The sequence below is a fragment of the Pseudonocardia sp. NPDC046786 genome (assembly GCF_040645415.1).
GTDB classification, from domain to species: Bacteria; Actinomycetota; Actinomycetes; order Mycobacteriales; family Pseudonocardiaceae; genus Pseudonocardia; species Pseudonocardia kongjuensis.
On the sequence record NZ_JBEYYF010000005.1, the window covers coordinates 51,899 to 77,313 of the forward strand.

General features: G+C 74.2%; 25 protein-coding genes. 14 read left to right on the forward strand and 11 right to left on the reverse strand.

Translation table 11 applies throughout. The features are described from left to right. Positions 1–9: 9 nt before the first annotated feature. Together ABZ881_RS07605 and ABZ881_RS07610 are read right to left on the reverse strand one after the other, a co-directional pair. Positions 10–783, reverse strand: a complete 774-nt coding sequence (locus tag ABZ881_RS07605) for an enoyl-CoA hydratase-related protein (RefSeq protein WP_358483094.1) — start codon at positions 781–783, stop codon at positions 10–12. A 97-nt stretch (positions 784–880) separates the two neighbouring features. Then, the gene (locus tag ABZ881_RS07610) at positions 881–1,135 is read right to left on the reverse strand and encodes a hypothetical protein (RefSeq protein WP_358482663.1); all 255 of its coding nucleotides are present in this window, start codon (positions 1,133–1,135) and stop codon (positions 881–883) included. 554 nt (positions 1,136–1,689) lie between these two features. On the opposite strand from ABZ881_RS07610, the gene ABZ881_RS07615 reads away from it, so the two are divergent. Beyond that, positions 1,690–3,612, forward strand: coding sequence for an FAD/NAD(P)-binding protein (locus tag ABZ881_RS07615; RefSeq protein WP_358482665.1), 1,923 nt, complete (start codon positions 1,690–1,692; stop codon positions 3,610–3,612). A 36-nt stretch (positions 3,613–3,648) separates the two neighbouring features. On the opposite strand, the gene ABZ881_RS07620 is transcribed toward ABZ881_RS07615, so the two are convergent. From ABZ881_RS07620 to ABZ881_RS07660, 9 genes are all read right to left on the reverse strand, one after another. Then, positions 3,649–4,752: a putative sulfate exporter family transporter gene (locus tag ABZ881_RS07620; protein WP_358482666.1), complete on the reverse strand. Its 1,104-nt coding sequence runs from the start codon at positions 4,750–4,752 to the stop codon at positions 3,649–3,651. Next, positions 4,749–4,940, reverse strand: coding sequence for a hypothetical protein (locus tag ABZ881_RS07625; protein WP_358482668.1), 192 nt, complete (start codon positions 4,938–4,940; stop codon positions 4,749–4,751). Before ABZ881_RS07625 ends, ABZ881_RS07620 begins: the two co-directional genes overlap by 4 nt. Positions 4,941–5,022: 82 nt before the next feature. Then, entirely contained in the window at positions 5,023–5,163 is a 141-nt protein-coding gene (locus ABZ881_RS07630; RefSeq protein ID WP_358482669.1) for a hypothetical protein, read from the reverse strand. An 87-nt stretch (positions 5,164–5,250) separates the two neighbouring features. Continuing rightward, entirely contained in the window at positions 5,251–6,153 is a 903-nt protein-coding gene (locus tag ABZ881_RS07635) for a sulfite exporter TauE/SafE family protein (protein WP_358482670.1), read from the reverse strand. 614 nt (positions 6,154–6,767) lie between these two features. Next, positions 6,768–8,120 (reverse strand): GTP-binding protein, encoded by a 1,353-nt coding sequence (locus tag ABZ881_RS07640; protein ID WP_358482672.1) that lies wholly within the window; start codon positions 8,118–8,120, stop codon positions 6,768–6,770. Continuing rightward, the gene (cysD, locus tag ABZ881_RS07645; protein WP_358482674.1) at positions 8,120–9,034 is read right to left on the reverse strand and encodes a sulfate adenylyltransferase subunit CysD; all 915 of its coding nucleotides are present in this window, start codon (positions 9,032–9,034) and stop codon (positions 8,120–8,122) included. Before cysD ends, ABZ881_RS07640 begins: the two co-directional genes overlap by 1 nt. A 24-nt stretch (positions 9,035–9,058) precedes the next feature. Then, a complete protein-coding gene (locus tag ABZ881_RS07650; RefSeq protein WP_358482676.1) occupies positions 9,059–9,763 on the reverse strand; it encodes a phosphoadenylyl-sulfate reductase in 705 nt (234 codons plus the stop codon). After that, positions 9,760–9,954, reverse strand: coding sequence for an Insertion element protein (locus ABZ881_RS07655; protein WP_344020209.1), 195 nt, complete (start codon positions 9,952–9,954; stop codon positions 9,760–9,762). The genes ABZ881_RS07650 and ABZ881_RS07655 overlap by 4 nt, the downstream gene beginning before the upstream one ends. Before the next feature lie 16 nt (positions 9,955–9,970). Then, positions 9,971–11,638: a nitrite/sulfite reductase gene (locus tag ABZ881_RS07660; RefSeq protein WP_358482678.1), complete on the reverse strand. Its 1,668-nt coding sequence runs from the start codon at positions 11,636–11,638 to the stop codon at positions 9,971–9,973. 461 nt (positions 11,639–12,099) lie between these two features. Between ABZ881_RS07660 and ABZ881_RS07665 the strand changes: the two genes are divergently transcribed. The 13 genes from ABZ881_RS07665 to recO all read left to right on the forward strand — a co-directional run bounded on the left by ABZ881_RS07665 (position 12,100) and on the right by recO (position 25,413). Then, on the forward strand, positions 12,100–13,131 hold the full coding sequence (locus ABZ881_RS07665; protein WP_358482680.1) for a hypothetical protein: 1,032 nt from the start codon (positions 12,100–12,102) through the stop codon (positions 13,129–13,131). 15 nt (positions 13,132–13,146) lie between these two features. After that, positions 13,147–14,367 carry a radical SAM family heme chaperone HemW gene (gene hemW, locus ABZ881_RS07670; RefSeq protein WP_358482681.1) on the forward strand — a complete coding sequence of 407 codons (1,221 nt, stop codon included), beginning with the start codon at positions 13,147–13,149 and terminating at the stop codon, positions 14,365–14,367. A 51-nt stretch (positions 14,368–14,418) separates the two neighbouring features. Then, positions 14,419–15,438 (forward strand): heat-inducible transcriptional repressor HrcA, encoded by a 1,020-nt coding sequence (gene hrcA / locus ABZ881_RS07675; protein ID WP_358482683.1) that lies wholly within the window; start codon positions 14,419–14,421, stop codon positions 15,436–15,438. 53 nt (positions 15,439–15,491) lie between these two features. Further along, complete coding sequence (dnaJ, locus tag ABZ881_RS07680; RefSeq protein ID WP_358482685.1) at positions 15,492–16,664, forward strand: molecular chaperone DnaJ; 1,173 nt, start codon at positions 15,492–15,494, stop codon at positions 16,662–16,664. 101 nt (positions 16,665–16,765) lie between these two features. Then, positions 16,766–17,071: a hypothetical protein gene (locus ABZ881_RS07685; protein WP_358482687.1), complete on the forward strand. Its 306-nt coding sequence runs from the start codon at positions 16,766–16,768 to the stop codon at positions 17,069–17,071. Continuing rightward, positions 17,068–17,832 carry a 16S rRNA (uracil(1498)-N(3))-methyltransferase gene (locus tag ABZ881_RS07690; RefSeq protein ID WP_358482690.1) on the forward strand — a complete coding sequence of 255 codons (765 nt, stop codon included), beginning with the start codon at positions 17,068–17,070 and terminating at the stop codon, positions 17,830–17,832. Before ABZ881_RS07685 ends, ABZ881_RS07690 begins: the two co-directional genes overlap by 4 nt. A 199-nt stretch (positions 17,833–18,031) precedes the next feature. Beyond that, positions 18,032–18,943 (forward strand): alpha/beta hydrolase, encoded by a 912-nt coding sequence (locus tag ABZ881_RS07695; protein ID WP_358482691.1) that lies wholly within the window; start codon positions 18,032–18,034, stop codon positions 18,941–18,943. Between the two features lie 85 nt (positions 18,944–19,028). Beyond that, positions 19,029–20,150 (forward strand): PhoH family protein, encoded by a 1,122-nt coding sequence (locus ABZ881_RS07700; RefSeq protein WP_358482692.1) that lies wholly within the window; start codon positions 19,029–19,031, stop codon positions 20,148–20,150. A 68-nt stretch (positions 20,151–20,218) separates the two neighbouring features. Beyond that, positions 20,219–20,764: an rRNA maturation RNase YbeY gene (gene ybeY / locus ABZ881_RS07705; RefSeq protein WP_344020192.1), complete on the forward strand. Its 546-nt coding sequence runs from the start codon at positions 20,219–20,221 to the stop codon at positions 20,762–20,764. Between the two features lie 40 nt (positions 20,765–20,804). Beyond that, entirely contained in the window at positions 20,805–22,223 is a 1,419-nt protein-coding gene (locus ABZ881_RS07710; protein ID WP_358482694.1) for a hemolysin family protein, read from the forward strand. A gap of 79 nt (positions 22,224–22,302) precedes the next feature. Continuing rightward, entirely contained in the window at positions 22,303–23,583 is a 1,281-nt protein-coding gene (lhgO, locus tag ABZ881_RS07715) for an L-2-hydroxyglutarate oxidase (protein WP_358482696.1), read from the forward strand. Further along, positions 23,580–24,485: a GTPase Era gene (gene era, locus ABZ881_RS07720; protein ID WP_358482697.1), complete on the forward strand. Its 906-nt coding sequence runs from the start codon at positions 23,580–23,582 to the stop codon at positions 24,483–24,485. Before lhgO ends, era begins: the two co-directional genes overlap by 4 nt. A gap of 46 nt (positions 24,486–24,531) precedes the next feature. Beyond that, complete coding sequence (gene recO / locus ABZ881_RS07725) at positions 24,532–25,413, forward strand: DNA repair protein RecO (RefSeq protein ID WP_358482699.1); 882 nt, start codon at positions 24,532–24,534, stop codon at positions 25,411–25,413. Positions 25,414–25,415: the final 2 nt, after the last annotated feature.

Below are 25,415 nucleotides of genomic sequence, written 5' to 3' on the forward strand. Positions count from 1 at the left end.
TCCGCCCGGTCAGTCCTGCGGAACCCAGGCCGGCCTGCGCTTCTCCCCGAACGCCCTGATCCCCTCCTGGCCCTCGTCCGAGGCGAAGTAGGATGCCGACAGGGTGTTCATCGCGGCGAAGTCCTCCGCCATCGTGGCCGGCCGCTCGCGGCGGAGCATCGCCTTGGTCCCGGCCAGCGCGCCCGGGGCGCCCAATCGGAACATCCCGGTGTAGCGGGCGACCTCGTCGTCGAGCTGCTCGGCCGGCACCGCGCTGTTGATCAGACCGATCGCCGCGGCCCGCCGGGCATCGAACGTCTCGCCGGTCAGGAACAGCTCGTGCGCGGCCCGGGCGGCCAGCCGGGGCAGCACGGTCACCGAGATGACCGCCGGGACGACGCCGATCCGGACCTCGGAGAACGCGAAGGTGACCGGCTCGGCGGCCACCGCCACGTCGCAGGCGGCGACGATCCCGACCCCGCCCGCCCTGGCCGGTCCGGCGAGCCGGGCGACGACCGGGGTGGGGGAGTCCCACAGCGTCGACAGGATCCGCGGGACCTCGGTGACGCCCTGCTGCTGCGCGTCGGCGCCCTTCGACTCCTTGAGGTCCATCCCGGCGCAGAACACCGTGCCGGTATGGGTCAGCACGATCGCGCGCACCCCGGCGTCGGTGATCGCGGTGTCGAGGTGGGCGAGCAGCTCGCGGCGCAGCTGGGCGGAGAGCGCGTTGCGGTTGTGCGGCGAGTCGAGCGTGATCGTCGCGACGCCTGCGGTCACGTCGAGATGGACGAGCTCGGCCGGCACGGCTGCATCGGGCACGGCTGCATCGGGCACAGGGGTTTCGGACACGGTCGAACCCTAGACAACCGCCGGCCCGGGACGCGCGGCTCGGGCCGGCGGCTCAGTGCCCCGGTTGCCGGGGCACCGTCCGGAGCACCGCGAGCTGCTGGTCGAGCTCGGCGGCGATGAGTTCGGCGTGCAGCGAGGCACAGCCGCCGTCGTGCGCGGCGAGCGCCCGGTGCCTGCGGACCAGGTCGTCGAGGGAGTCCAGCAGCCGGTCGACGGCACTGCGTTCGGCGGCGGGCGCCGGGATCGGGTGCTCGCCGCCCGTCGGTGTGCCGCCCGGGGTCTCCGGGCGGATCAGCTCTGCGGTCATGCGACGTTCTCCGTTGAACGTGTCGGGGTCGGGTGTGGCATCGGGTCGATGCATCCGGCTCGATTCAGTGGGTCGATCTCCGTTGTACCCGCGTCCGCCGTCTTTGACGACGTGTAGAACACGGGTGCGACGCAGGACACGGTGGCCGGGGGCGATTCGTCGGTGACCGGTCGTGATCGTCTCTGCGGCAGAGAGTGATCGTGCGTCGGGCGGGTGAGTGGATCCGCCTGTCGTGGGCACCCGCCGTCACCGTCCCGGCCGGTGACCGGCCGGGGTGCCGGGCCGGGTGCGACGATCCGGTGGGTGGCCCGGCGCGGGGTGGTCGGCCTACCGTGGACCCGTGGACGTCCCCCTGGTCAAGCGCAGGCACGTCGATCTGTGCCGGCTGCGCACGGCGCTGTGAGACCCGGCCCCGCCGCCCGGTCCCACTCTCCCCAGGAGCGTCGATGTCCACCAACCACACTGTGTCCGGCAGCACGAGGTCCGGCAGCACGAGGTCCGGCAGCACGAGGTCCGGCAGTACCGGCGCCCGCCCGGCTCCGCGCGCTCCCGCCGTGGTGATCGTGGGAGCCGGCCCGCGCGGCGTCGGTGTGCTGGAACGCATGGTCGCCGGTGCGCCCGGCGTGCACGCCGACGTCCTGGCCGGCCCCGGTCTCGACGTGCACCTGGTCGACCCGTACCCGGCCGGCGCCGGGCGGATCTGGCGGCACGCCCAGTCCCCGCTGCTGGCGATGAACTCGATGGCCGCCGACGTCACGATGTGGACCGACGACTCGGTGGTCTGCGAGGGTCCGGTCGCGCCCGGGCCGTCGTTCTGGGAGTGGGCCCGGGAGCTGCGCGAGCACGGCGACCCGCAGGCCGAGCTCGGACCCGAGGGCGCCGCCGAGCTGGCGACGGTGACGGCGTCGACCTTCCCCACCCGGCGGCTGCAGAGCCACTACCTCGGCGCCGTGCTGCGCGAGGTGCTCGACCGGGCGCCCGCCGGGATGCGCGTGCACGTGCACCGCACGACGGCGGAGTCGGTCACCGAGGACGACGCCGACCAAGTGGTCCGGCTGGCGTCCGGGGCGACGCTGCGGGCCGACGCCGTCGTGCTGGCCTCCGGGCACCTCGACGCCGCACCGACCCCCGCCGAGCGCGAGCTGCAGGCGCGCGCCCGCGATCTCGGCCTGCGCTACCTGCCGCCGGAGCAGACCTCCGACTCCGACCTGTCGGTGATCGAGCCGGGGGAGCCGGTGCTCGCCCGCGGGCTGGGGCTGGCGTTCGTCGACCTGGTGGTGCTGCTGTTCGAGGGCCGCGGCGGGCGGTTCGTCCCGGACGACGACGGCGGGCCCGGCCGGCTGCGGTACGTCCCGTCCGGCCGCGAGCCGGTGCTCGTCGCCGGCTCGCCGCGCGGCGCCACCTACCACTCGAAGACGCACTACCAGCTGCGCGGCAGCCGCCCGCCGCTGCCGCGGTTCCTCCCGCCGGAGGTCACCGACCGGCTGGTCGCCGGGGGCGGTCCGGTCGACTTCCGCGAGCAGGTCTGGCCGCTGATGGCCAAGGAGATCGGCTGGGGCTGGTACCACGAGCTGTTCCACGGTCATCCCGACCGGGTCCGCACCGGCTGGGCGGACTTCGCGGCGCGCTTCGCCGCGGCGCCGCACGACTCGGCGGAGGAGGCGGAGCTGATCGCCGCCACCGTCCCGGACCCGCTCGATCGGCTCGACCTGACCGCGCTCGACCGGCCGCTGGAGGGACTGCACGCCTCCGATCTGGAGTCGCTGCAGGCGGCGGTCCGGGAGCGGATCGCGGAGGACCTGCGCCAGCACGTCGACGAGCGGCACACCCCGCACCTCGGCGCGTTCGTGGCGATGCTGTCGGTCTTCGGCGAGACGACCAGGCTGGCCGGCTCCGGCGTGCTCTCGCCGCGCTCTCGGGCCCGGGACCTGCCGTGGTGGCAGAGCTTCTTCAACTCCGTCGCCTCCGGCCCGCCCGGCTTCCGGGTCCGCGAGATGCTCGCGCTCTCCCGCGGCGGGCACCTGAAGTTCCTGGGCGCCGGAATGGAGGTGACCGTCGACCGGGACGGCTTCCATGCCACCAGCGCCACGCTCGCCGGTGCCGATCCGGTCACCGCGCAGGTGCTGGTGGACGCGCGGCTGCCCGACCCGAGCCTGTCCCGCACCGCCGATCCGCTGCTCCGCGGGCTGCTGGAGCGCGGCGAGGCCGTCGAGGAGATCCTCCACGACGACGACGGCAGCCCGCTGCGCAACACCGGGCTGCTGTCCGTGCGTCCCGCCGACGGCGCGCTGTACACCGCGGACGGCGGGGTGCACGAGCGGCGCTTCGCGGTCGGCCCGCACACCACGGTGAAGGTCGCCGGGGCGTTCACCCGGCCCGGGATGAACGCGCAGAGCCTGCGCTACAACGACGCCGTCGCCCGGGCCGTGCTGGGCGCGCTGCCCGGCCGCAGCGCGGATGCCAGCTCGGCCGCCTGAACCGGGGCCGCACCGGGTGCGGCCCCGGCCCTGCGGTCAGATCGTGACCCCGGAGAACAGCAGCACCGCCAGCCCCAGGCCGACGGCCAGGTTGACGCCGGTCGCGGCGGCGAACACCCCGACCGGACGCCAGCCGGCGTCGCGCAGCGGCGCCACCCGGAACTCCAGCCCGATCGAGACGAACGCGAGGATCAGGAACGTCGTCCGGAAGGCGTTGACGTCGCTGATCAGCGGCCGGGCCGCGTCCGAGCCGACCACGCCGATGAAGACCGTCGCGATGATCGACGCGGCCAGGAAGCCGAGCACGAACTTCGGGAACCGCTCCCAGAAGTCCCGCACGCCCGGCCGGGCCGATCCGGTCCGCTCGACCTTCAGCGCGAAGTAGGCGGTCAGCGCGACCGCGACCACCCCGAGCAGCGCGTTCTGCGTGGTCTTGACGATCGTGGCGATCTGCAGCGCCTCCTCGCCGACGATTGCACCGGCCGCGCTGACCGCGGCCGTGGTGTCGATGTTGCCGCCGATCCAGGCGCCGCCGACGGCGGGGGAGAGCCCGAGGGCGCTCACCGCGGCCGGTAGCAGGAAGATCGACGGCAGCGCGAACAGGATCACCAGGCTGGCGGTGTAGGCGAGCTGTTCCTTCTTCGCCTGCACCGCGCCCGCGGCGGCGATCGCCGCGCTCACCCCGCAGATCGACACGGCCGAGGCGAGCAGCGCCCGCAGCTTGTCGTCCACCCCGAGCTTGCCGCCCAGCCACCAGGTGAAGCCGAACACGGCGGTGATCAGCACCAGCGCCTGCAGCACCGCCGGGCCGGCGGCCCGCACGATCACCGAGAAGTCGATCGAGGCGCCGAGCAGCACCAGGCCGGTCTTGATGAAGAACTCGGTGCGGAACCCGCCGGAGAGCCGCTCGCGCAGCCCGGTGACGGTGAGCAGCACGTTGCCGAGCAGGCCGAGCAGGATCGCGTACACCGGGTACTCGACGGCCTCGGCGATCTCGGCCCATGCGGTGTCCGCGGCGGCGTCCGGGACGGCCTGCTCCAGGAACCGAACGAGAGCCCCGATCGCGACGACGACGGCGACGCCGCCGAGCGCCCAGGCCGTCGTCGAACGGGGGCCGGTGGTGGTCTGCTGATCGGTCACGGGACCAGCCACCCGGGCCAGAGTCCGCTGAGGATCAGGGCGAGCAGCAGCAGGCCGACGACGGTCGCCGCCCAGTCCTCGTTGAGGGCGAGCCGCCGCTGCGCGGGGACGTCACCGCCCGCGGAGGCCGTGGGACCAGCGGAGTCGGCGGGATCGGTGGGATCGGTGGGATGTCCGGGGGCGCTCACGGGCGGCCTCCGGTGACGGTTCGGGTCACGACTGGTTCCTTCGACGACGGACGGTCCGGGACGCGGCGGGACCGCGCCGCGCTCAGCGGCGCAGGTCCGGGCCGGGACAGAACTCGTCGAAGGCGGCCGGCCGGCGGGACGGCCAGAACTGCTCGAGATGCGGCACGAGGTGCCGGGTGAGGGCCGGGTGCGCCGCGCAGCTGCGGGAGGCGGGACCGGTCACCCGACGATCGTGATCCGGCGGAACGATCCGGGCAAGAGGCGTCCGCGGGGCGGGACGAGTGTCCGGACAGCGGGCCCGCCTGCCGGCTCAGGTGCCGGCGCCCACCGGCTCCTGCTCGGCCTCCTCGGCGCGGGTGCGGCGCAGCCGGGCGACCGCGACCGAGATCGCGGCGACCCACAGCGCCACGACCGTCACGTACACGGCGACGGTCGTGACGGTGCCCGCGTCGAAGGTCCGCAGCACGACCCGCGCGTTGGTGAGGATGATGATGCCGCCGACCGCGGTGCCCAGCACCGGCGCGGGGATCTTGGTGACCAGCCAGGCGGCCAGCGGGGCGGCGAGCACGCCGCCGATCAGCAGTCCGCCGATGGTGGCCGGATCGAGCACCTCGTGCCCCAGCCCGATCAGGAAGCCGACGCTGGCGGCGGCGGCCACCAGGAACTCCGAGGTGTCGACGGACCCGACGACGGTGCGCGGCGCGGTCCGGCCCGCGCCCAGCAGCGCCGGGGTGGCGACCGGGCCCCAGCCGCCGCCACCGGAGGCGTCGACGAAGCCGGCGACCACGCCGAGCGGGGACAGGAAGCGCGCCCCGTGCGGGGAGCGGCGGGCCGCGGACACCCGCGGCGGCCGGATCGAGAAGCGCAGCAGGATGTAAACGCCGAGCGCGAGCAGGATCCCGGCCATGTACGGCGCGGCGCTCTCGGTGGACAGCGCCGACAGCGCCGTCGCGCCGAGGAACGCGCCGACCGCGCCGGGCACGCCCAGCTTGAGCACGAGCTTCCAGTCGACGTTGCCGAACCGCCAGTGCGCGGCGCCGGAGGCGAGCGTGGTGCCCACCTCGGCGAGGTGCACCGACGCGCTCGCGGTGGCCGGGTTGATCCCGGCGACCAGCAGCAGCGAGGTCGAGGTGACGCCGTAGGCCATGCCGAGGGCGCCGTCGACGAGCTGGGCTGCGAAGCCGACGATCGCGAAGACGATGAGCGTGCGCACGATGGGTCCTTCTGGTGGGGGCGGTTCGGGGGCGCGCGGGAACACCGCGGGCCGTGCCGGGGGCGGGGCTCGGTCCTGGCCGGGCGCGGGGGCGCTACGGGCCGGTCAGCAGGGACGACAGGACCCGTCGAAGGCGTCCGTGCGGCGCGAGGGCCAGAACCGCTCGAGATCGACCGGCCGGACGCGCGCGACGACGGCTCGGGCGGTGCCCGGGGCGGTGTCGTGGCGCATCGTTCCATGGTGAATCGGCCGGTCGGTGCGGACAAGCCGGCGTCCGGCCGCTGGGAGCGCGGCCAGGGTGTCCGGACACCCTGGCCGCGATCGGAGGAACGTGCGCCGCGTCGGCCAGACCAGCCGGGCCGGCCGGACGGAGCAGCCGGCACCGGACGGACCGGGTCCGACGGGGCCGAGCCGGTCCGGCCGGCCGGGTGCCGGGCGTGCGCTGCGCCGCCGTCCGGAATGCGACCGGCCCGGTCACGCGGTGCTGCGTGACCGGGCCGGTGCGTCGGACGATGCGTCGGTCGGTCTGCCGGTCGGTGTGTCGCCGCGCGCCGGGTGGCTCCGGTGTCCGGGCGCCCGGTGTCCGGGCGCCCGGTGTCCCGGCGCCCGTCTTCTCAGCCCCCGGCGCCCGGCACGGCGGCGAGCGGATCGCCGACCAGCCCGGCGGCCAGCGTGTTCCCGGTCGGCGGGTCGATCAGCAGGAACCCGCCGGTGGTCCGGACCCGGGCGTAGGCGTCGACCGGCAGCGGATCGGCGACCCGCAGCGACACCCGCCCGATGTCGTTGATCTCCAGCCGGTCCGGGGCGTCGGTGTAGGTGACCGCCTCGGTGTCCAGCCGCGCGGCCAGCGCACCGACGATCACCGGGGTGGTCCGGGTGCCGTGCTTGAGCAGCAGCCGGGCGCCGGGCGTCAGCGGCTTCTCGGCGAGCCAGCACAGCGTCGCGTCCAGCTCGGTGGTGACCTCGGGCGGATCGCCCGCGGCGGCGATCATCGCGCCGCGCGGCGCGTCGATGTCGTCGGCGAGCAGCACGGTCACCGACAGTCCGGCGCCGGCCACGGCCAGCGGGCCGTCCGCGGTGCGCACCTCGGAGACCGTCGTCCGGTGCCCCTCCGGCAGGACGACGACCTCGTCGCCGGGCCGCACGGTGCCGGACGCGACCTGCCCGGCGTAGCCGCGGTAGTCGTGCAGGTCCCCGAGCGAGGCGTCGGCGGAGCGGGCCTCGGCACCGTTGCGGGGCCGGATCACGTACTGCACCGGGAGCCGGAACGGGGCGTCGGCCGCCGCGCTCCCGCCCACCCCGCCGACCGGGACGTCCTCCAGGTGCTCGAGCAGGGTCGGACCGGTGTACCAGGGGGTGCGCCCGCTGCGGGTGGCGACGTTGTCCCCGACCAGCGCGGACAGCGGGATCACCCGGACGGCCGCGTCGTCGAACCCGAGCGAGCGGGTGAGCTCGGTGAACTCGCGCTCGATGTCGGCGATCTTGGCCTCGTCGTAGTCGATCAGGTCGATCTTGTTGATGGCCAGCACGAGCCGCGGCACCCGCAGCAGCGACAGCACCGCGGCGTGCCGCCGGGTCTGCGGGACGACGCCGTTGCGGGCGTCGACCAGCAGCACCGCGAGCTCCGCGGTGGAGGCGCCGGTGACGGTGTTGCGGGTGTACTGGACGTGGCCCGGGGTGTCGGCGAGCACGAACTCGCGGGTCGGGGTGCCGAAGTAGCGGTAGGCGACGTCGATCGTGATTCCCTGCTCGCGCTCCGCCCGCAGGCCGTCGACCAGCAGCGACAGGTCCGGCGTCGTCAGTCCCTTGTCGATCGAGGCGCGCTCGACGGCCTCGATCTGGTCGGCCAGCACCGACTTCGTGTCGTAGAGCAGCCGCCCGACCAGGGTGGACTTGCCGTCGTCCACGGAGCCGGCGGTGGCGAACCGCAGCAGGTCCCGCGGCTGTGCCGAGTCTGTGCCGGCCATCAGAAGTAGCCCTCCTTCTTGCGGTCCTCCATGGCGGCCTCGGAGAGCCGGTCGTCGGCCCGGGTGGCGCCCCGTTCGGTGAGCCGGGACGCGGTCACCTCGGCGATCACCTCGTCCAGCGTGGACGCGGTCGACTCGACTGCGCCGGTGCACGACCCGTCGCCGACGGTCCGGTAGCGGACCGTGCGGGTCTCCAGGGTCTCGCCGGCGCGCGGCCCGCCCCACGGGCCCTCGGCCAGCCACATGCCGTCCCGGCGGAACACCGGCCGGGAGTGCGCGAAGTAGATCGGCGGCAGCTCGATCCCCTCGCGGCGGATGTAGCGCCACACGTCGAGCTCGGTCCAGTTCGAGATCGGGAAGACCCGGACGTGCTCGCCGGGCGCGTGCCGGCCGTTGTAGAGGTTCCACAGCTCGGGCCGCTGCTTGCGCGGGTCCCAGCGGCCGAACGCGTCGCGCAGCGACATGATGCGTTCCTTGGCCCTGGCCCGCTCCTCGTCCCGGCGGCCGCCGCCGAACACGGCGTCGAAGCGGTGCTCGGCGATGGCGTCCAGCAGCGGCTGGGTCTGCAGCGGGTTGCGGGTGCCGTCGGCCCGCTCCACCAGCCGCCCGTCGGCGAGGTAGTCCTCGACCCGCGCGACCTCCAGCCGCAGGCCCAGCGTCGCGGCGATGCGGTCCCGGAACTCGATGACCTCGGGATAGTTGTGGCCGGTGTCGACGTGCAGCAGCGGGAACGGCACCGGGGCGGGGGCGAACGCCTTCACCGCCAGGTGCACCAGCAGGGTCGAGTCCTTGCCGCCGGAGAACAGGATCACCGGCCGGTCGAACTCGCCGGCCACCTCGCGGAAGACGTGGATCGCCTCCGACTCGAGCGCGTCCAGCGCGTCCAGCTTCGGGCTCGTGACAGCGGTGGTCACACCCATCTCCCTCGTGAGTCCGTGTCAGCCATGCAGGCCGCACTCGGTCTTGGCCCGGCCCGACCAGCGGCCGGAGCGGGGATCGGAGCCCGGGGCGGGCTTCGCGGTGCACGGTGCACAGCCGATGCTCGGGTAGCCGGCGTCGACCAGCGGGTTCACCAGGATCCCGTGGGCGGCGATGTAGGCGTCCATGTCCGCGTCGCTCCACGCCGCGATCGGGTTGATCTTGACGAGGCCGAACCTGTCGTCGTAGGTGATCAGCGGGGTGGCCGCCCGGGTCGGCGCCTCCACCCGACGCACCCCGGTGACCCAGGCGTCGTACCCGGACAGCGTGCGCTGCAGCGGCACCACCTTGCGCAGCGCGCAGCAGCGGTCCGGCTCGCGGGCGAAAAGGTCGCGGCCGTACTCGCTGTCCTGTTCGGCCACCGACTGCTCGGCGGCCGCGTTGACGATCGTCAGCTCCGGGTAGACGGCGTCGACCGCGTCCCGGGTGCCGATCGTCTCGGCGAAGTGGTAGCCGGTCTCCAGGAACAGGACCTCCACGTCGGGCTTCGCCCGGTGGGCCAGGTCGACCAGCACCGCGTCCTGCATGTTGGACGCGACGATCAGCCGGTCGCCGAACGTCTCCGCCGCCCAGCCGAGCAGCTGCTCGGCCGTCGCGTCCGGGCCCAGCTCGGCCGCGCCGCGCTCGGCGGTCGCGCGCAGGTCGGTCTCCAGGGCAACACTCATGATCGATCCGCTCCAGATGTCTCCGGGACGCCGATGCCGACGAAGGTCACGACGAACGTGCGCAGGCAGCCGGCGCACCACCACGCGGCGTTCAGGCTCGCTCCGCCTGCGCTGTTCTGGCTGCGCTCGGCCGGCCGGAGGTCCTCCTCCCCGCAGTACGGGCAGTAGAACGGTGCGGCTCGCTGGCTCATTCCGTGCCTCCCGCGCTCACTTGAGGTCCGCCTCGTCGGCGCGCAGCACCCACTGCGCGAACCGCTCGTCGTCCGCGCGCTGGGCGGCGAAGTTCCGGACGATGCGCTCGACGTAGTCGCCCAGCTCGGCGCTGGTGACCTTGAGCCCGCGCAGCTTCCGGCCGAAGCCGGCGTCCAGGCCGAGCCCGCCGCCGAGGTGCACCTGGAAGCCCTCGACCTGGTTGCCGTCGGCGTCGGTGACGATCTGGCCCTTCAGGCCGATGTCGGCGACCTGCGTGCGGGCGCAGGCGTTCGGGCAGCCGTTGAGGTGCAGGCTGATCGGGACGTCCGGCACCACGTCGGCCAGCCGCTTCTCCAGGTCCTCGACCAGCCGGATCGCCCGCTCCTTGGTCTCGACGATCGCGAGTTTGCAGAACTCGATGCCGGTGCAGGCCATCGTCGACCGGCGCCAGGTGGAGGGCCGGGCAGGCAGGCCCAGCCGGTTGAGGTCCTCGATCAGGCCGTCCAGCCGGTCGTTGGCGACGTCCAGCACGACGATCTTCTGGTACGGCGTGAACCGGATCCGGTCCGAGCCGGCCCGCTCGGCGGCCTCGGCGACGGCGATCAGCGTCGTGCCGGACACTCGGCCGGACGGCGGCGCGACGCCGACGTAGTTGCGCCCGTCCTTCTGCTTGTGCACGCCGACGTGGTCGATCGGCCGCTCCGGGACCTCGGGCGCCGGGCCGTCGAGCAGCGGCCGTTCCAGGTACTCGTCCTGCAGCACCTGACGGAACTTCTCCGCGCCCCAGTCCGCGATCAGGAACTTGATCCGGGCGCGGTGCCGCAGCCTGCGGTAGCCGTAGTCCCGGAACAGCTGCACGACGCCGTGCCACACGTCGGGCACCTCGTCGAGCGGCACCCACGTCCCGAGCCGCTGCGCGATCTTCGGGTTGGTGGACAGGCCGCCGCCGACCCACAGGTCGAAGCCGGGGCCGTGCTCCGGGTGCTCGACGCCGACGAACGAGATGTCGTTGACCTCGTGCGCCACGTCCTGCTGCCAGGAGATCGCCGACTTGAACTTGCGCGGCAGGTTGGACAGCTCCCGGTCACCGATGAACCGGCGGACGATCTCGTCGATCGCCGGGGTCGGGTCGAGCACCTCCGCGGCGGACACCCCGGCGACCGGGGAGCCGAGCACCACCCGCGGGCAGTCACCGCAGGCCTCGGTGGTCTGCATGCCCAGGCCCTCGAGCTTCGTCCAGATCGCCGGGACGTCCTCGACCCGGATCCAGTGGTACTGGATGTTCTCGCGATCGGTGACGTCGGCGGTGTCCCGGCCGTAGTCCCGGGACACCTCGCCGAGCGCGCGCAGCTGCGCGGCCGAGACGGCGCCGCCGTCGAGCCGGACCCGCATCATGAAGTAGGAGTCGTCGAGCTCCTCGGGCTCCAGCGCCGCGGTGCGGCCGCCGTCGATCCCGGGACGACGCTGGGTGTACAGCCCCCACCAGCGGAAACGCCCGCGCAGGTCGGCCGGGTCGATCGAGTCGAAACCGCGCTTGGCGTAGATGTTCTCGATCCGGGACCGGACGTTGAGCGGATTGTCGTCGCGCTTGCTCCGCTCGTTAGGGTTGAGCGGTTCGCGGTGGCCGAGCTTCCACTGGCCCTGGCCGCGTGCGCGGCCGGGAGCGGTCTTCGAGGGCGCCATGTGGTGGGTGCTCCGGGTGTCGGTGGCGCGGGCACACCCCGGCCCGGGACGGACGCGGAGCGGCCCGGGGTGGGAATACGGGGCCGTCAGGAGGGACGGCGACAGAGCGCGCTGCGTGTCCGGTTCAGGTCCACGTGGCGACGGGCCACGAGGCGGAGACGGAGCGCGTGCACGTTGTCCAGCCTCTCACGGTGTCCGGACGGGAGCCAAAGGGCAGTTCGCATAGTGGGACGGGGCTCACCGGGCTGCCCGCCCCCGATGATTCACCGCGGAACCCGGTCTGTCGATCCGCCCGGGGCTTCGTACCTGCGAACGAGGACGGCCGATCCGCCGTGCGACGCCCCTCCGGCAGCCGACGATCCCGTCATGAGCACCCCCCGATCCGCCCGCGATGCCCGAGGGCACCTCCGCCGACGAGCCGCTCCGGCCGTGGCCCTCCGCCGTGTACCTGCCCCCGGGTCGTGGCCGGTGGTGCGGCCGCGCTGCTGCTCGTGCCGACGGCGGCGACCGGTGCCGGACGGCCCGGGGACGGGCTGACCGGCGTGCTCGTCGCGGCCGCGATCGTGGTGGGCGTGCTCGGGCTCGGCGCGGCCCTGGCCGTGCGCTCCGCGCTGCGCGGGCGGGGCCGGCGACTGCACATCGGGGCCGGCGGCATCGTCGCCCACGGCTGGCCGGATCCGGTCCGGCTGACCCCGGCGCAGGTGCTGGGCGCCGGGGTGCGGGAGGTCCGCCGGTGGAACGGGGGCACGCCCCGGTACCTGCACGCCGGTCACGTGCTCGAGATCGACGTGCCGGCCGGGCGGCTGCGGCCGGGCCTCGCCGGGTTCGACGCCCGGGCAGTGCGGGACCGGCTGCGCCGGTGCCGGGTGCCGTCCGGTGAGATCGGGACCGGCCCGCTCGATCGGGCCGGGGCGGCGTACGGGTCCGGCTGGGCCGCCCGCCCGGCCGCCGGTCCGGAACCCGTGCCGGGCACCTTCGGGCCGGCGTGGGGAGCGGTGCTGCGGGTTGCCGCGCCGGCCGTGGCCGCGGCCGCGATCGTCGTGGTCTGCGCCGCCGGCATCGTGCTCGACCTGCGCGGCCGTACCGAACTCGGTCCCGTCGGATGGGTGCTGTTCTGCTCGGTCGGCGGCATCTGCCTGCTGGGCGTGGTCGGGACGGCCGCCGGGCTGGCCCGGATCCGGCGGCACAGCCGGGTGAGGTTCACCGGCGAGGGGATCGAGCTCGTCGCCCCGATCGAGCGGGAGCGGCCGGTGCGCCTCCCGTGGTCCGCCGTCTCCGAGCCGGAGCTCCACGTCGTCGGCCACCGGCGCCCGGGCGCGGAGTGGCTCCTGACGGCGCGGCTGCTGGTGACGCTGCGGCACCGCCCGGACGACGACGTGCTGCTGGAGCTGCTCGAGACCGGACCCGGCCGGGTGTCCTACCCGGTGCACGGCTTCGACCTGGGTGCCCTCGAGGCCGCGGTGCGGCGGGCCCGCCGGGGGATCGTGCGCTGAGTGCGCTGCGGCGGGGTGGCACACTCGGAAGGCGTGCCACCCCCCTTCGGGATCTACGTCCACGTGCCGTTCTGCGCGACCCGCTGCGGCTACTGCGACTTCAACACCTACACCGCCTCCGAGCTGGCCGGTGACGCGTCCTCGCCGGACGGCTGGCTCGACGCCGCCCGCCGGGAGATCGCGCTGGCCGCGCGCACGGTCGGCGACCGGATCGTCGAGACCGTGTTCGTCGGCGGTGGCACGCCGTCACTGATCGGCGCCGGGCGGCTGTCCGCGGTGCTCGACGCCGTCCGGTCGGAGTTCCGGACCGCACCGGGCTGGGAGGTCACCACCGAGTCCAACCCGGAGTCGACCTCGCCCGGGTTCTTCGCCGGCATCCGCGACGGCGGCTACACCCGGGTGTCGCTCGGCATGCAGTCCGCCGCCCGGCACGTGCTCGCCGTGCTCGACCGCACGCACACCCCCGGCCGCGCCGTCGCCGCCGCCCGGGAGGCCAGGGCGGCCGGGTTCGGCCACGTCAACCTGGACCTGATCTACGCCACCCCGGGCGAGACCGACGACGACCTCCGGCGCTCCGCCGACGCCGTCCTGGAGGCGGGTGCCGACCACGTCTCGGCCTACGCGCTGATCGTCGAGGACGGGACCGCGCTGCACCGCCGGGTCCGTCGCGGCGAGCTGCCCGCACCGGACGACGACGTCGCGGCCACCCGCTACGAGCTGCTCGACGCGCGGCTGCGGGCGGCCGGCCTGGACTGGTACGAGGTGTCGAACTGGTCGCTGCCGGGGGCCGCCTGCCGGCACAATCTCGGCTACTGGCGCGACGGCGACTGGTGGGGCGTCGGGCCCGGCGCGCACTCGCACCTGGCCGGGGTGCGCTGGTGGAACGTCAAGCATCCGGCGCGCTGGGCCGCCCGGCTCGCCGCGGGCGAGTCGCCCGAGGGCGGCCGGGAGCACCTCACCGCCGCCGAGCGCTACACCGAGCGGGTCATGCTGCGGCTGCGGCTGGCCGAGGGGATGGCCCTGGACCTGCTCGATCCGGCGGGCCGGGACGCCGCCGCCCGGGCGGCGGGCGATGGCCTGCTGGAACCCCTCGTGCACGCGGCCGGCCGGGCCGTGCTGACCGATCGGGGCCGGCTGCTGGCCGACCGGGTGGTGACCGACCTGCTGCTGGCCCCGGAGCGGGACGCCGGTCACGCCGCGGCGACGGCCCGGCCCGCACCGCCCGTCGGCGCATAGAATGGACGGGACAGCCGACGGGGACCCACCGCCCGGGGAGGTGCGCGGGACATGAATGCCGACGAGCGGCGGTTCGCGGTACTGCGGGCCATCGTGGCCGACTACGTCTCCACCCACGAGCCCGTGGGATCGAAGGCGCTCGTCGACCGGCACAACCTCGGGGTGTCCAGCGCGACCGTGCGCAACGACATGACCGTCCTCGAGGAGGAGGGGCTGATCGCCCAGCCGCACACCAGTGCCGGGCGGATCCCGACCGACAAGGGCTATCGCCAGTTCGTCGACCGGATCTCGCAGGTCAAGCCGCTGTCCGCGGCCGAGCGGCGGGCCGTGCAGTCGTTCCTGGAGGGCGCGGTCGATCTCGACGACGTGCTCCGTCGCAGCGTCCGGCTGCTCGCCCAGCTGACCCGGCAGGTCGCCGTCGTGCAGTACCCGACGCTGACCCGTTCCACCGTCCGCCATCTCGAGGTCGTCCAGCTGACCCCGGCCCGGCTGATGCTGGTGCTGATCACCGACTCCGGCCGGGTCGACCAGCGGGTGGTCGATCTCGGTGACGTCCTCGACGACGCCGACGTGTCCCGGCTGCGGGAGATGCTCGGCAATGCGCTGAACGGCCGGAAGCTCTCCGAGGCGTCCGCCGCGGTCGCCGAGCTCCCCGAGACCGGCCCGGACGACCTTCGGATGTCGCTGACCCAGGTCGCGACGGTGCTGATCGAGACGCTCGTCGAGCATCCGGAGGAGCGGATGGTGCTCGGTGGCACGGCCAACCTCACCCGCAGCCACGGTGACTTCCCCGGCTCGCTGCGCCAGGTGCTGGAGGCGCTGGAGGAGCAGGTCGTCGTGATGCGGCTGCTCGCGGCCTCCCAGGAGTCCGGGCTGGTCACGGTGCGGATCGGCGAGGAGAACGAGGCCGAGGACCTGCGGACCGCGTCGGTGGTCACCGTCGGGTACGGCTCGGGGACACCGCTGGGCGGGATGGGCGTCGTCGGACCGACCCGGATGGACTATCCGGGCACGATCTCGGCGGTGCATGCGGTCGCCCGGTACGTGGGTGAGATCCTGACCGGGCGGTAATCGGCGGACCTCCCCGCCGCCAGTGAACGAAGGACCTAGAGGAAAAGAGCCAGGTGGCACGCGACTACTACGGGATCCTGGGCGTCGAGCAGGGCGCCGACGCCGCGGAGATCAAGCGGGCGTACCGCAGACTCGCCAGGGAACTGCACCCGGACGTCAATCCCGACGCTGCGGCGCAGGAGCGTTTCCGTGAGGTCAGCGCGGCCTACGAGGTGCTGACCGATCCGGAGAAGCGGCGGATCGTCGACCTCGGCGGGGACCCGCTGGACCCGCGCGGCGGTGGCGGCGGTGCCGGTGGCGGCGATCCGTTCGCCGGCTTCGGCGGGTTCAGCGACATCATGGACGCCTTCTTCGGCGGCACCGCGGCCGGTGGCCGCGGCCGGGGCCCGCGCAGCCGGGTACAGCCCGGTGCGGACGCACTGATCCGGATGGAGCTGACCCTGGAGGAGTGCGCCGCGGGCGTGCAGCGCGATCTCACCGTGGACACCGCGGTGATGTGCACTCAGTGCCAGGGATCCGGCTGCGCCGAGGGCACCCACCCGACCGCCTGCGACACCTGCGGCGGCTCCGGGGAGATCCAGAGCGTGCAGCGGTCGTTCCTCGGCCAGGTCGTCACCGCCCGCCCCTGCCCCACCTGCCGCGGGTTCGGTGAGGTCATCCCGGAGCCGTGCCGGCAGTGCGCCGGTGACGGCCGGGTCCGGTCCCGGCGCAACGTCGCGGTGAAGATCCCGGCCGGCGTCGCCGAGGGGATGCGGGTGCGGCTGGCCGGCCAGGGCGAGGTCGGTGCGGGCGGCGGGCCCGCCGGCGACCTGTACGTCGAGGTCGAGGAGGCCCCGCACGAGATCTTCACCCGGGACGGCTCGGACCTGCACTGCACGCTGCCGCTCCCGATGACCGCCGCCGCGCTGGGGACGACGCTGCCGCTGACCCTGCTCGACGGCAGCGTGGAGGAGATCGGGATCGAGGCGGGGACCCAGCACGGCGCGGTCCGGACGCTGCGCGGCAAGGGCATGCCCCGGCTGCGCTCCACCGGCCGGGTGGACGGCTACGGCGATCTCCTCGTGCACATCGAGGTGGCGGTGCCGACCAGGCTGGACAAGGAGCAGACCGAGCTGCTGCGCGAGCTGGCGCGGCTGCGCGGCGAGGAGCAGCCCGATCTGGTCGGCGGCGCGCGCAACGGGCACGGCCTGTTCTCCCGGCTGCGCGACACCTGGGGCGGGCGATGAGACGCCCCGCCGTGGGCGTCCGTGCCGACGTCCGCGGCTGCCGTTCCCCGATCTTCGCGAACCGCCGCGGTGGGACCGGTCCGGCTGTCATGGTGGGCGGCGTGACCCGATCCGAGATCGCCACGCTGACCCGCCGTGTCGACTCCCAGGACGAGACCCTCCGTGCCGTCGCCGACACCGTCGTGGACGTCCGCGACATCGTCGACGGGCACACCGGCACCCTGGCCGAGCACACGCGGCTGCACGAGCAGCACACCGCGACGCTGGCGGAGCACACCGCGACGCTGGCCGAGCACACCCGGCTGCACGAGCAGCACGCGGCGACGCTGGCGGAGCACACCGCGACGCTGGCCGAGCACACCGGGATGCTCCGCGAGATCCTGCGCCGCCTCCCCCCGCCGTCGTGACGACGGCGCCGCTCTTCCTGGTCGACGGCATCGACGCCCCGGCCGGCGCCGAGACGGTCCTCGACGGCCCGGAGGGCAGGCACGCCGCGACGGTCCGGCGGCTCCGGCCCGGCGAGGCACTGATGCTCTCCGACGGCCGGGGCGCTGTCGCGCACGCCGAGGCGATCGCCCCGGTCGGCCGCGACGCGCTGGCGGTCCGCCTGCTCGACGTGGTGCACGTTCCCCGGCCGGCGGTCCGCGTCGTCGTCGCGCAGGCACTGGTCAAGGGCGACCGCGGTGAGCTGGCGGTGGAGACCGCGACCGAGGCGGGCGCCGACGGGTTCCTGCCCTGGAAGGCGGCCCGCTGTGTGGCCCGGTGGGACGACGGCCCGCGCGGCGCGAAGGCCCTGGAACGCTGGCGCAGCACGGTCCGCGAGGCCGCGAAGCAGGCCCGCCGGCCCTGGCAGCCCGAGGTGGGCGAGCCGGTCAGCACCCGGCAGCTCGCGCAGCGGGTCGCCGGGGCGGATCTCGCGCTGGTGCTGCACGAGTCGGCTCGGGCCGGCCTGGCCGACGTCGAGCTGCCGCGGTCCGGTGAGGTGCTGCTGGCGGTCGGCCCGGAGGGCGGGGTGGACGAGCACGAGCTCGCCGCGCTGACCGGGGCCGGTGCCGTCCCGGTCCGGATGGGCCCCGAGGTCCTGCGCGCCTCGACCGCCGCCTGCGTGGCACTCGGTGCGATCGCGGTCCGGACCGGGCGCTGGGACGCCGCCGATCCGGGCGGCTGAGCGCCGGCGCGGCCCCGTGCGGCAGCAGGTGGCCGATGATGGTCGGCACGGGCCACGCCCCGGCCACCGGATGGGCGCAGATGCACCACCGGCGGACCGGGACGGAAGGCCACCGTCCGGGTCCGCGCCCTGCATCCGGACGGTCCCGTTCCGGTCGATCTGCTCGTCGTCGTCCCGTTCACGTGCGATGATCCGCCGCGTGCGTGATCCACACCACTCTCCGCGGATCGACCGCCGCACCTTCGGGGTGCTCCTGGGCGGTCTCGCCGCGACGCCGCTGATCGGTGCCTGCGGCGGCGGGGACGACGTCCCCGCCGAGCCGGAGGCCACCGCGACCGCCACCCCGCCCGAGCCGCAGCGGATCGCCTACGGCGGCCATCCCGACCAGTTCGGCGAGCTCACGGTGCCGGAGGACCGGCCGCTGCCGCGGGCGATCGTCGTCGTCGTGCACGGCGGGTTCTGGCGGGCCGGCAGCGATCTCGGGCTGATGCGCCCGGTGGCGGCCGCGCTGGTCGCGGCCGGGTTCGCCACCTGGAACGTCGAGTATCGCCGGGTCGACGCGGGCGGTGGCTGGACGGCCACCTTCGACGACGTCGCGATGGCCGCCGACCACCTGTCCACCCTGCGCAGCACCCGGTTCGACCTCCGCAAGGTCTACGCGCTCGGGCATTCCGCGGGCGGGCACCTGGCGGCCTGGCTGGCCGCCCGGCCGGGCCAGCAGCCCGGAGACCCGGGTGCCGATCCGGTGGTGCGGATGGCAGGCGTCGTCCCGCTGGCCGGTGTGCTCGACCTGGCCGCGGCCGCGTCCCTGGGCGACAGCGCGGTGGACGCCCTGGTCGGCGGCACCCCGCGCTCGGCGCCGGAGCGGTACGCGATCGCGAGCCCCATCCGCAGGGTGCCGCTGGGGGTGCCGTCGGTGTGCGTGCACGGCACCGCCGACGAGACGGTCCCGATCACGCAGAGCGAGGCGTTCGTCGCCGAGGCGACCGCGGCGGGCGACTCCGCGGAGCTGGTCCGGGTCGAGGGCGCCGACCACGTGCAGCTCATCGATCCCGCGCATGCCGGCTGGGCCGCGGCGCTGGGTGCACTGGAGGGGCTCGTCGACGGGTGAGCCGGAATGGGCGGGTGCCGGGCGGCGTTGCGCGGGTACCATTCCGGCAACCGACCGCGCGAGACAGAGGCAGGCGATCACACCCTTGACCGGCACCGACCCCGGCTCCATCCCCCGGACCGACCTGCGGTCCGACGCGGCACCGGGCGGGACCGTCCGGTCGAAGATGTCCGTACCGGACAGCGCCCTGCTCTCGCTGCTCGGCTCGCGCGACGAGAGCCTCCGCACCGCGGAGGACGAGCTGGCCGCCGACGTCCACGTCCGCGGCAACGAGCTGACCCTCTCCGGTGATCCCGGCGACGTCGCGTTCGCCGAGCGGGTGTTCACCGAGCTGATCACCCTCGCCGGGCGTGGTCAGCTGGTGGGGGCGGACACGGTGCGGCGCACCGTGGCGATGCTCGCCGACGCCGACGCCGACGCCGCCGAGGGCGGCCGGATGGGCGAGTCCCCGGCGGAGGTGCTGAGCCTGGACATCCTGTCCCGGCGCGGCAAGACGATCCGCCCGAAGACGCTGAACCAGAAGCGCTACGTCGACGCGATCGACTCCCACACCATCGTGTTCGGGATCGGCCCGGCCGGTACCGGCAAGACCTACCTGGCGATGGCGAAGGCCGTGCAGGCGCTGCAGGCCAAGCAGGTCAACCGGATCATCCTGACCCGGCCCGCGGTCGAGGCGGGGGAGCGGCTCGGCTACCTGCCGGGCACCCTGTTCGAGAAGATCGACCCGTACCTGCGGCCGCTCTACGACGCGCTGCACGACATGATCGACCCGGAGTCGATCCCCAAGCTGATGGCCGCCGGGACGATCGAGGTCGCGCCGCTGGCGTACATGCGGGGGCGCACTCTCAACGACGCGTTCATCATCCTGGACGAGGCGCAGAACACCACGCCCGAGCAGATGAAGATGTTCCTCACCCGGCTCGGCTTCGGCTCGAAGATCGTGGTGACCGGTGACATCACCCAGGTCGACCTGCCCGGCAATGCCCGCTCCGGGCTCGCCGTGGTGCAGGACATCCTCGAAGGCATCGAGGACGTGCACTTCTCCTACCTCGACAGCGCCGACGTCGTCCGGCACCGGCTGGTGTCCGACATCGTCGACGCCTACGCCCGGTTCGACGCGGTGTCCGAGCGCCGCGCGGCGGTGAACGCCGGGAACGGGGCGCCGCGCAACGGTCCGCCGACCCGGCACGGCGGGCGCCGCCGATAGTGTCGGACCACCCGTCTACGCTGGCCGGGAACCAGACGGACGAGACGGGTGGGGACGGGGCGACACGGGTGAGCATCGAGGTCGTCAACGAGTCCGGGATCGCGATCGACGAGGCACAGATCGTGTCGGTCGCCCGGTACGCGTTGGACGCGATGAAGGTGAACCCGGCCGCCGAGCTGGCGGTCACCGCGGTCGGCCTGGACACGATGGAGGAGCTCCACGTCCGCTGGATGGAGGAGCCCGGCCCCACCGACGTGATGGCCTTCCCGATGGACTCGCTCGCCGAGGACGGCCGGCGCCCCGATGCGCCGGATCTCGGCCCCGCCCTGCTCGGCGACGTCGTGCTGTGCCCGGCGTTCGCCAGGGACCAGGCCCGCAAGGCGGGCCACACCCTGGCCGACGAGCTGCACCTGCTGACCGTGCACGGCATCCTGCACCTGCTCGGCTACGACCATCTCGAACCGGAGGACGAGCGTGAGATGTTCGCGCTGCAGAACCGGCTGCTGGTCCGCTGGCGTGACGACCGGGCCCAGCTGCGGGCCCGGGAGGCCCAGCGCCGCAGCGACGACCGGCTGCTCGGCGCCGCCGGTTTCGAGGAGGAAACGGGCCGGTGACCGTACCGTCCGACCCTGATCACGCGGCTCCGGAGGACCAGTGACCACCGTCTGGCTGATCGTCGCCACACTTCTTCTCGTTCTGCTGGCCGGGGTGTTCGCGGCCGCCGATTCGGCCCTGATGTCGATCTCGCGGGCCCGGGTCGAGGCGGTCGTGCGCAGCGGCCGGGCCGGCGGCAACGCGCTGTCGGCGGTCGTCGCGGACCGGCCGCGGCACGTCAACCTGCTGATGCTGCTGCGGGTGACCTGCGAGACCGTCGCCGTCATCCTGCTCGCGGTCGCGCTCGCGCCGCTGTTCTCCGCGCCGTGGATCGGCCTCCTGCTGACCGGGGTGATCATGGTGATCGCGAGCTATGTGCTGGTCGGGGTGGGCCCGCGCACGCTCGGCCGCCAGCACCCGTACCGGATCGGGCTGCTGCTCGCGGCGCCGATCCGGGCGCTCGGCACCGTGCTGTCCCCGCTGGCGAAGCTGCTGATCCTGCTCGGCAACGCGATCACCCCCGGCCCCGGCTTCCGGGACGGGCCGTTCTCCACCGAGGTCGAGCTGCGCGAGCTCGTCGACATGGCCAGCAACCGGGGCGTGGTCGACGAGGGCGAGCGCAAGATGATCCACTCGGTGTTCGACCTGGGGGAGACCCCGGTCCGGGAGATCATGGTGCCGCGGCCCGACGTGGTCTGGGCCGAGCGCGACACCCCGGTCGACAAGGTGCTCCGGCTGGCCCTCAAGAGCGGCTACTCGCGGATCCCGGTGCTCGGTGAGGGCATCGACGACGTGATCGGCGTCGCGTACCTCAAGGACCTGGTCCGGGCCCGGGACGACGCGCAGTTCCGCGGCGCCCCGCAGAAGTCGCTGCCCGAGATCCTCCGGCCGGCCGCGTTCGTGCCCGACTCCAAGCGCAGCGACGAGCTGATGCGCGAGATGCAGCGCACCCGCAACCACATGGCCGTCGTCGTCGACGAATACGGCGGCACGGCCGGTGTGGTGACGATCGAGGACATCCTCGAGGAGATCGTCGGGGAGATCACCGACGAGTACGACACCGAGGAGATCCCCGAGGTCGCCGAGGTCGACGACGGCGCGTTCCGGGTGGCCTCCCGGCTGCCGGTCGAGGACCTGGAGGAGCTGTTCGCCGGGCGCTTCCGCGGCACCCCACGGGAGGAGGAGCTGCGCCGGGCGCTGGAGACGGCCGACGTCGACACCGTCGGCGGCCTGCTCGCCCAGCGCCTGGGCAAGGTGCCGCTGCCCGGCGCGGTAGCCGAGGTGGAGGGCCTGCTCCGCCTGGAGGGCGAGGGCGGCAAGGACGCCCGCGGCCGGATCCGGATCACATCGGTGCTGGTCAGCCCGCTCGAACCGGTGGCAGACGACGAGACCACGCCCGCGCGGGCCGACGACGGGCCCGACCCGGCCGCGGGCGACCCGGCGGAGCACAGCGGCGCGGTCCGCGCCGACCGGGCGTAGCACCCCGGCACGGCCCGGACCGGCCGTGCGGACGAGCAGCACAACGGCCCCGCCCGCCGCGGGACCGGAGGAGGAACCGATGGCTGGAAGCGACCGCGACGGCGCCCCGGGGGCGATCCCGGCCGATGCCGGGCTGCCCCCGACACCGTCCTACGACCTGGTGGTCGTCGGCGGCGGCATCGTCGGCCTGGCCACCGCGTTCGCCGCGACCGCCGCCGGGCTGTCGGTCGCCGTCGTCGAGCGGGAGCCCCGGCTGGCGAACCACCAGACCGGCAACAACTCGAACGTCATCCACTCCGGTCTGTACTACGCGCCCGGCGGCTACAAGGCCCGGCTCGCGGTCGCCGGGTGCGCGGAGACGGTCGCGTTCTGCCGGGAGCACGACCTGCCGCACCAGGTGTGCGGGAAGCTGGTCGTGGCGACCGAGCCCGCCGAGCTGCCCCGGCTCGACGAGCTGGCCCGCCGCGGCGACGCGAACGGGGTGGAGAACCACCGGCTCGACGAGCACGGGATGAAGACCTACGAGCCGGACGTCCGCGGCCTCGCCGCGCTGTGGGTGCCCTCCACCGGCATCTGCGACTACCGCGCGATCGCCGAGAAGCTGGGCGAGCTGGTGGAGAAGGCGGGCGGCGAGGTGCACCTGGGCCGGGCCGTCACCGGATTCGCCCGGCGCCCGTCCGACGTGGTGGTCCGGACCTCGCAGGGCGACCTGCTCGGAAAGCGGGTGGTGGTCTGCGGCGGCCTGCGCTGCGACGAGCTGGCCACCCTGGCCGGCGCCGATCCGGGCGTGCGCATCGTCCCGTTCCGCGGCGAGTACTCCGGGTTCTCCGAGCGGGCCGCGTCGCTGGTCCGCGGCCTGATCTACCCGGTGCCCGATCCGGAGTTCCCGTTCCTCGGGGTGCACGCCACCCGCGGCATCGACGGCCACGTGCACGCCGGGCCGAACGCCGTACTGGCGATGGCCAGGGAGGGCTACGACTGGCGCACGATCCGGCCCGCCGAGCTGCTCGGCACCCTCACCTACCCCGGCATGATCCGGATCGCCCGCAAGCACTGGCGCTACGGCATCGGCGAGGTGCAGCGGTCGCTGTCCCGCCGGGCGATGGTCCGCCAGATCCAGCGGATGCTTCCCGACGTGACCGCGGAGGACCTGCACCCGGCCGGCGCCGGCGTCCGGGCGCAGGCGGTGAAGGCCGACGGCACCCTGGTCGACGACTTCCTGTTCCTCGACCAGCCCGGCCCGGACGGCGCCGGCGCGGCCGGGTCCATCCTGCACGTGCTCAACGCGCCGTCCCCGGCGGCGACCGCGGCCCTGCCGATCGGCCGGGAGATCCTCGGCCGGCTGGGTGCCGCCGCGTGACGCTCCCGACTTCCCCGGAGGGTTTCCGGTCCGGCTTCGCCTGCTTCGTGGGCAGGCCGAACGCCGGCAAGTCGACGCTGACCAACGCGCTGGTCGGCCGGAAGGTCGCGATCACCTCCAGCCGGCCGCAGACCACCCGGCACGCGATCCGCGGCATCGTGCACCGCGAGGACGCCCAGATCGTCCTGGTCGACACGCCCGGTCTGCACCGGCCGCGGACCCTGCTCGGCTCCCGGCTGAACGACGTGGTGCGCGAGACCTGGGCGGAGGTCGACGTCGTCGGGTTCTGCGTCCCGGCGAACGAGAAGGTCGGACGCGGCGACCGGTTCATCGCCGAGGAGCTGCGCAAGGTCGCCGCGCACACCCCGGTGATCGCGGTCGTCACCAAGACCGACCTGGCACCGCCGGAACAGGTGGCGGAGCGGCTGGCCGAGGTCTCCGGGCTGATGGACTTCACCGAGGTCGTCCCGACCTCGGCGCAGTCCGGGTTCCAGGTGTCGCTGCTCTCCGATCTGCTGGTCGCGCAGCTGCCGGAGGGCCCGCAGCTCTACCCGGACGGCGACCTCACCGACGAGCCGGAGGAGACCCTGGTCGCCGAGCTCATCCGGGAGGCAGCCCTGGAGGGGGTGCGGGACGAGCTGCCGCACTCGATCGCGGTCACGGTCGAGGAGACCATCGAGAAGGCGAACCTGCTGGAGATCCACGCGATCGTCTGGGTCGAGCGGTCCAGCCAGAAGGGGATCGTGATCGGCCGCGGCGGTGCCCGGCTCAAGCAGGTCGGTTCGGACGCCCGGCGGCAGATCGAGCGGCTGCTCGGCACGAAGATCTATCTCGACCTGCACGTGAAGATCGCGGAGAACTGGCAGCGCGACCCCAAGCAGCTGCGCAAGCTCGGCTTCTGAGCCGAGCCTGCGCGCCGGGCCGCGGGGCAGCGCCTACGCTGGGTGCATGGCCCAGCTGTACCGCGACACCGGGATCGTGTTGCGCGTGCAGAAGCTCGGCGAGGCCGACCGGATCGTCACGATGCTCACCCGGCAGCGCGGGAAGATCCGGGTGGTCGCCAAGGGTGTGCGCCGCACCCGGTCGCGCTGGGGGGCGCGGCTGGAGCCGTTCAACCACGTCGACGTGCAGTGCTACACCGGCCGCACGCTCGACGTCGTCACCCAGGCCCAGACCGTCGACGCGTTCGCCCCGGCGATCGTCGCCGACTGGTCGGCGTACTCGTGCGGCTGCGCGATCCTGGAGACCGCCGACCGGCTGGTCTCCGAGGAGGGGGAGCCGTCGCTGCGGGTGTACCTGCTGCTGCTCGGCGCGACCCGGGCGCTGGCCGACGGCCTGCGTGAACCGGTGCTGGTGCTGGACGCATTCCTGCTGCGCGCGATGAGCCACGCCGGCTGGGCGCCGTCGCTGTCGGACTGCGCGCGCTGCGCCACACCGGGACCGCACCGGGCGTTCACCGTCGCCGGCGGCGGGATGGTCTGCCCGCGCTGCCGTCCACCCGGGTCGGTCACCCCGGCCGCCGAGACGGTCACGCTGCTGGAGGCGCTGCTGCACGGTGACTGGACGGTCGCCGACGCCTCGGCCGACCCGACCCGCCGCGAGGCCAGCGGCCTGGTCGCGGCCCACCTGCAGTGGCACCTGGAGCGGCAGCTCCGTTCGTTGCCGCTGGTGGACCGCAGGCCCCGGACCCGTCCCGGGCCGGATCCGGTTGCGCCGCAGCGCCCGCCGGAAGGCATCCCGGCGGCGTCGAACGGTCCGGCCGGTGCCCGGCCGACCGACGGTGGACCGCCGGTCGCGCATCGCGCGACATCCGCCGACTCCACCGGGTGATC

Excerpts from the sequence above, each read along its gene's own strand:
- ABZ881_RS07610 (WP_358482663.1), bottom strand. The coding sequence starts at position 1,135 with ATGACCGCAGAGCTGATCCGCCCGGAGACCCCGGGCGGCACACCGACG.
- ABZ881_RS07640 (WP_358482672.1), bottom strand. The coding sequence starts at position 8,120 with ATGGCCGGCACAGACTCGGCACAGCCGCGGGACCTGCTGCGGTTCGCC.
- ABZ881_RS07650 (WP_358482676.1), bottom strand. The coding sequence starts at position 9,763 with ATGAGTGTTGCCCTGGAGACCGACCTGCGCGCGACCGCCGAGCGCGGC.
- ABZ881_RS07655 (WP_344020209.1), bottom strand. The coding sequence starts at position 9,954 with ATGAGCCAGCGAGCCGCACCGTTCTACTGCCCGTACTGCGGGGAGGAG.
- ABZ881_RS07660 (WP_358482678.1), bottom strand. The coding sequence starts at position 11,638 with ATGGCGCCCTCGAAGACCGCTCCCGGCCGCGCACGCGGCCAGGGCCAG.
- hrcA (WP_358482683.1), top strand. The coding sequence starts at position 14,419 with ATGAATGCCGACGAGCGGCGGTTCGCGGTACTGCGGGCCATCGTGGCC.
- lhgO (WP_358482696.1), top strand. The coding sequence starts at position 22,303 with ATGGCTGGAAGCGACCGCGACGGCGCCCCGGGGGCGATCCCGGCCGAT.
- recO (WP_358482699.1), top strand. The coding sequence starts at position 24,532 with ATGGCCCAGCTGTACCGCGACACCGGGATCGTGTTGCGCGTGCAGAAG.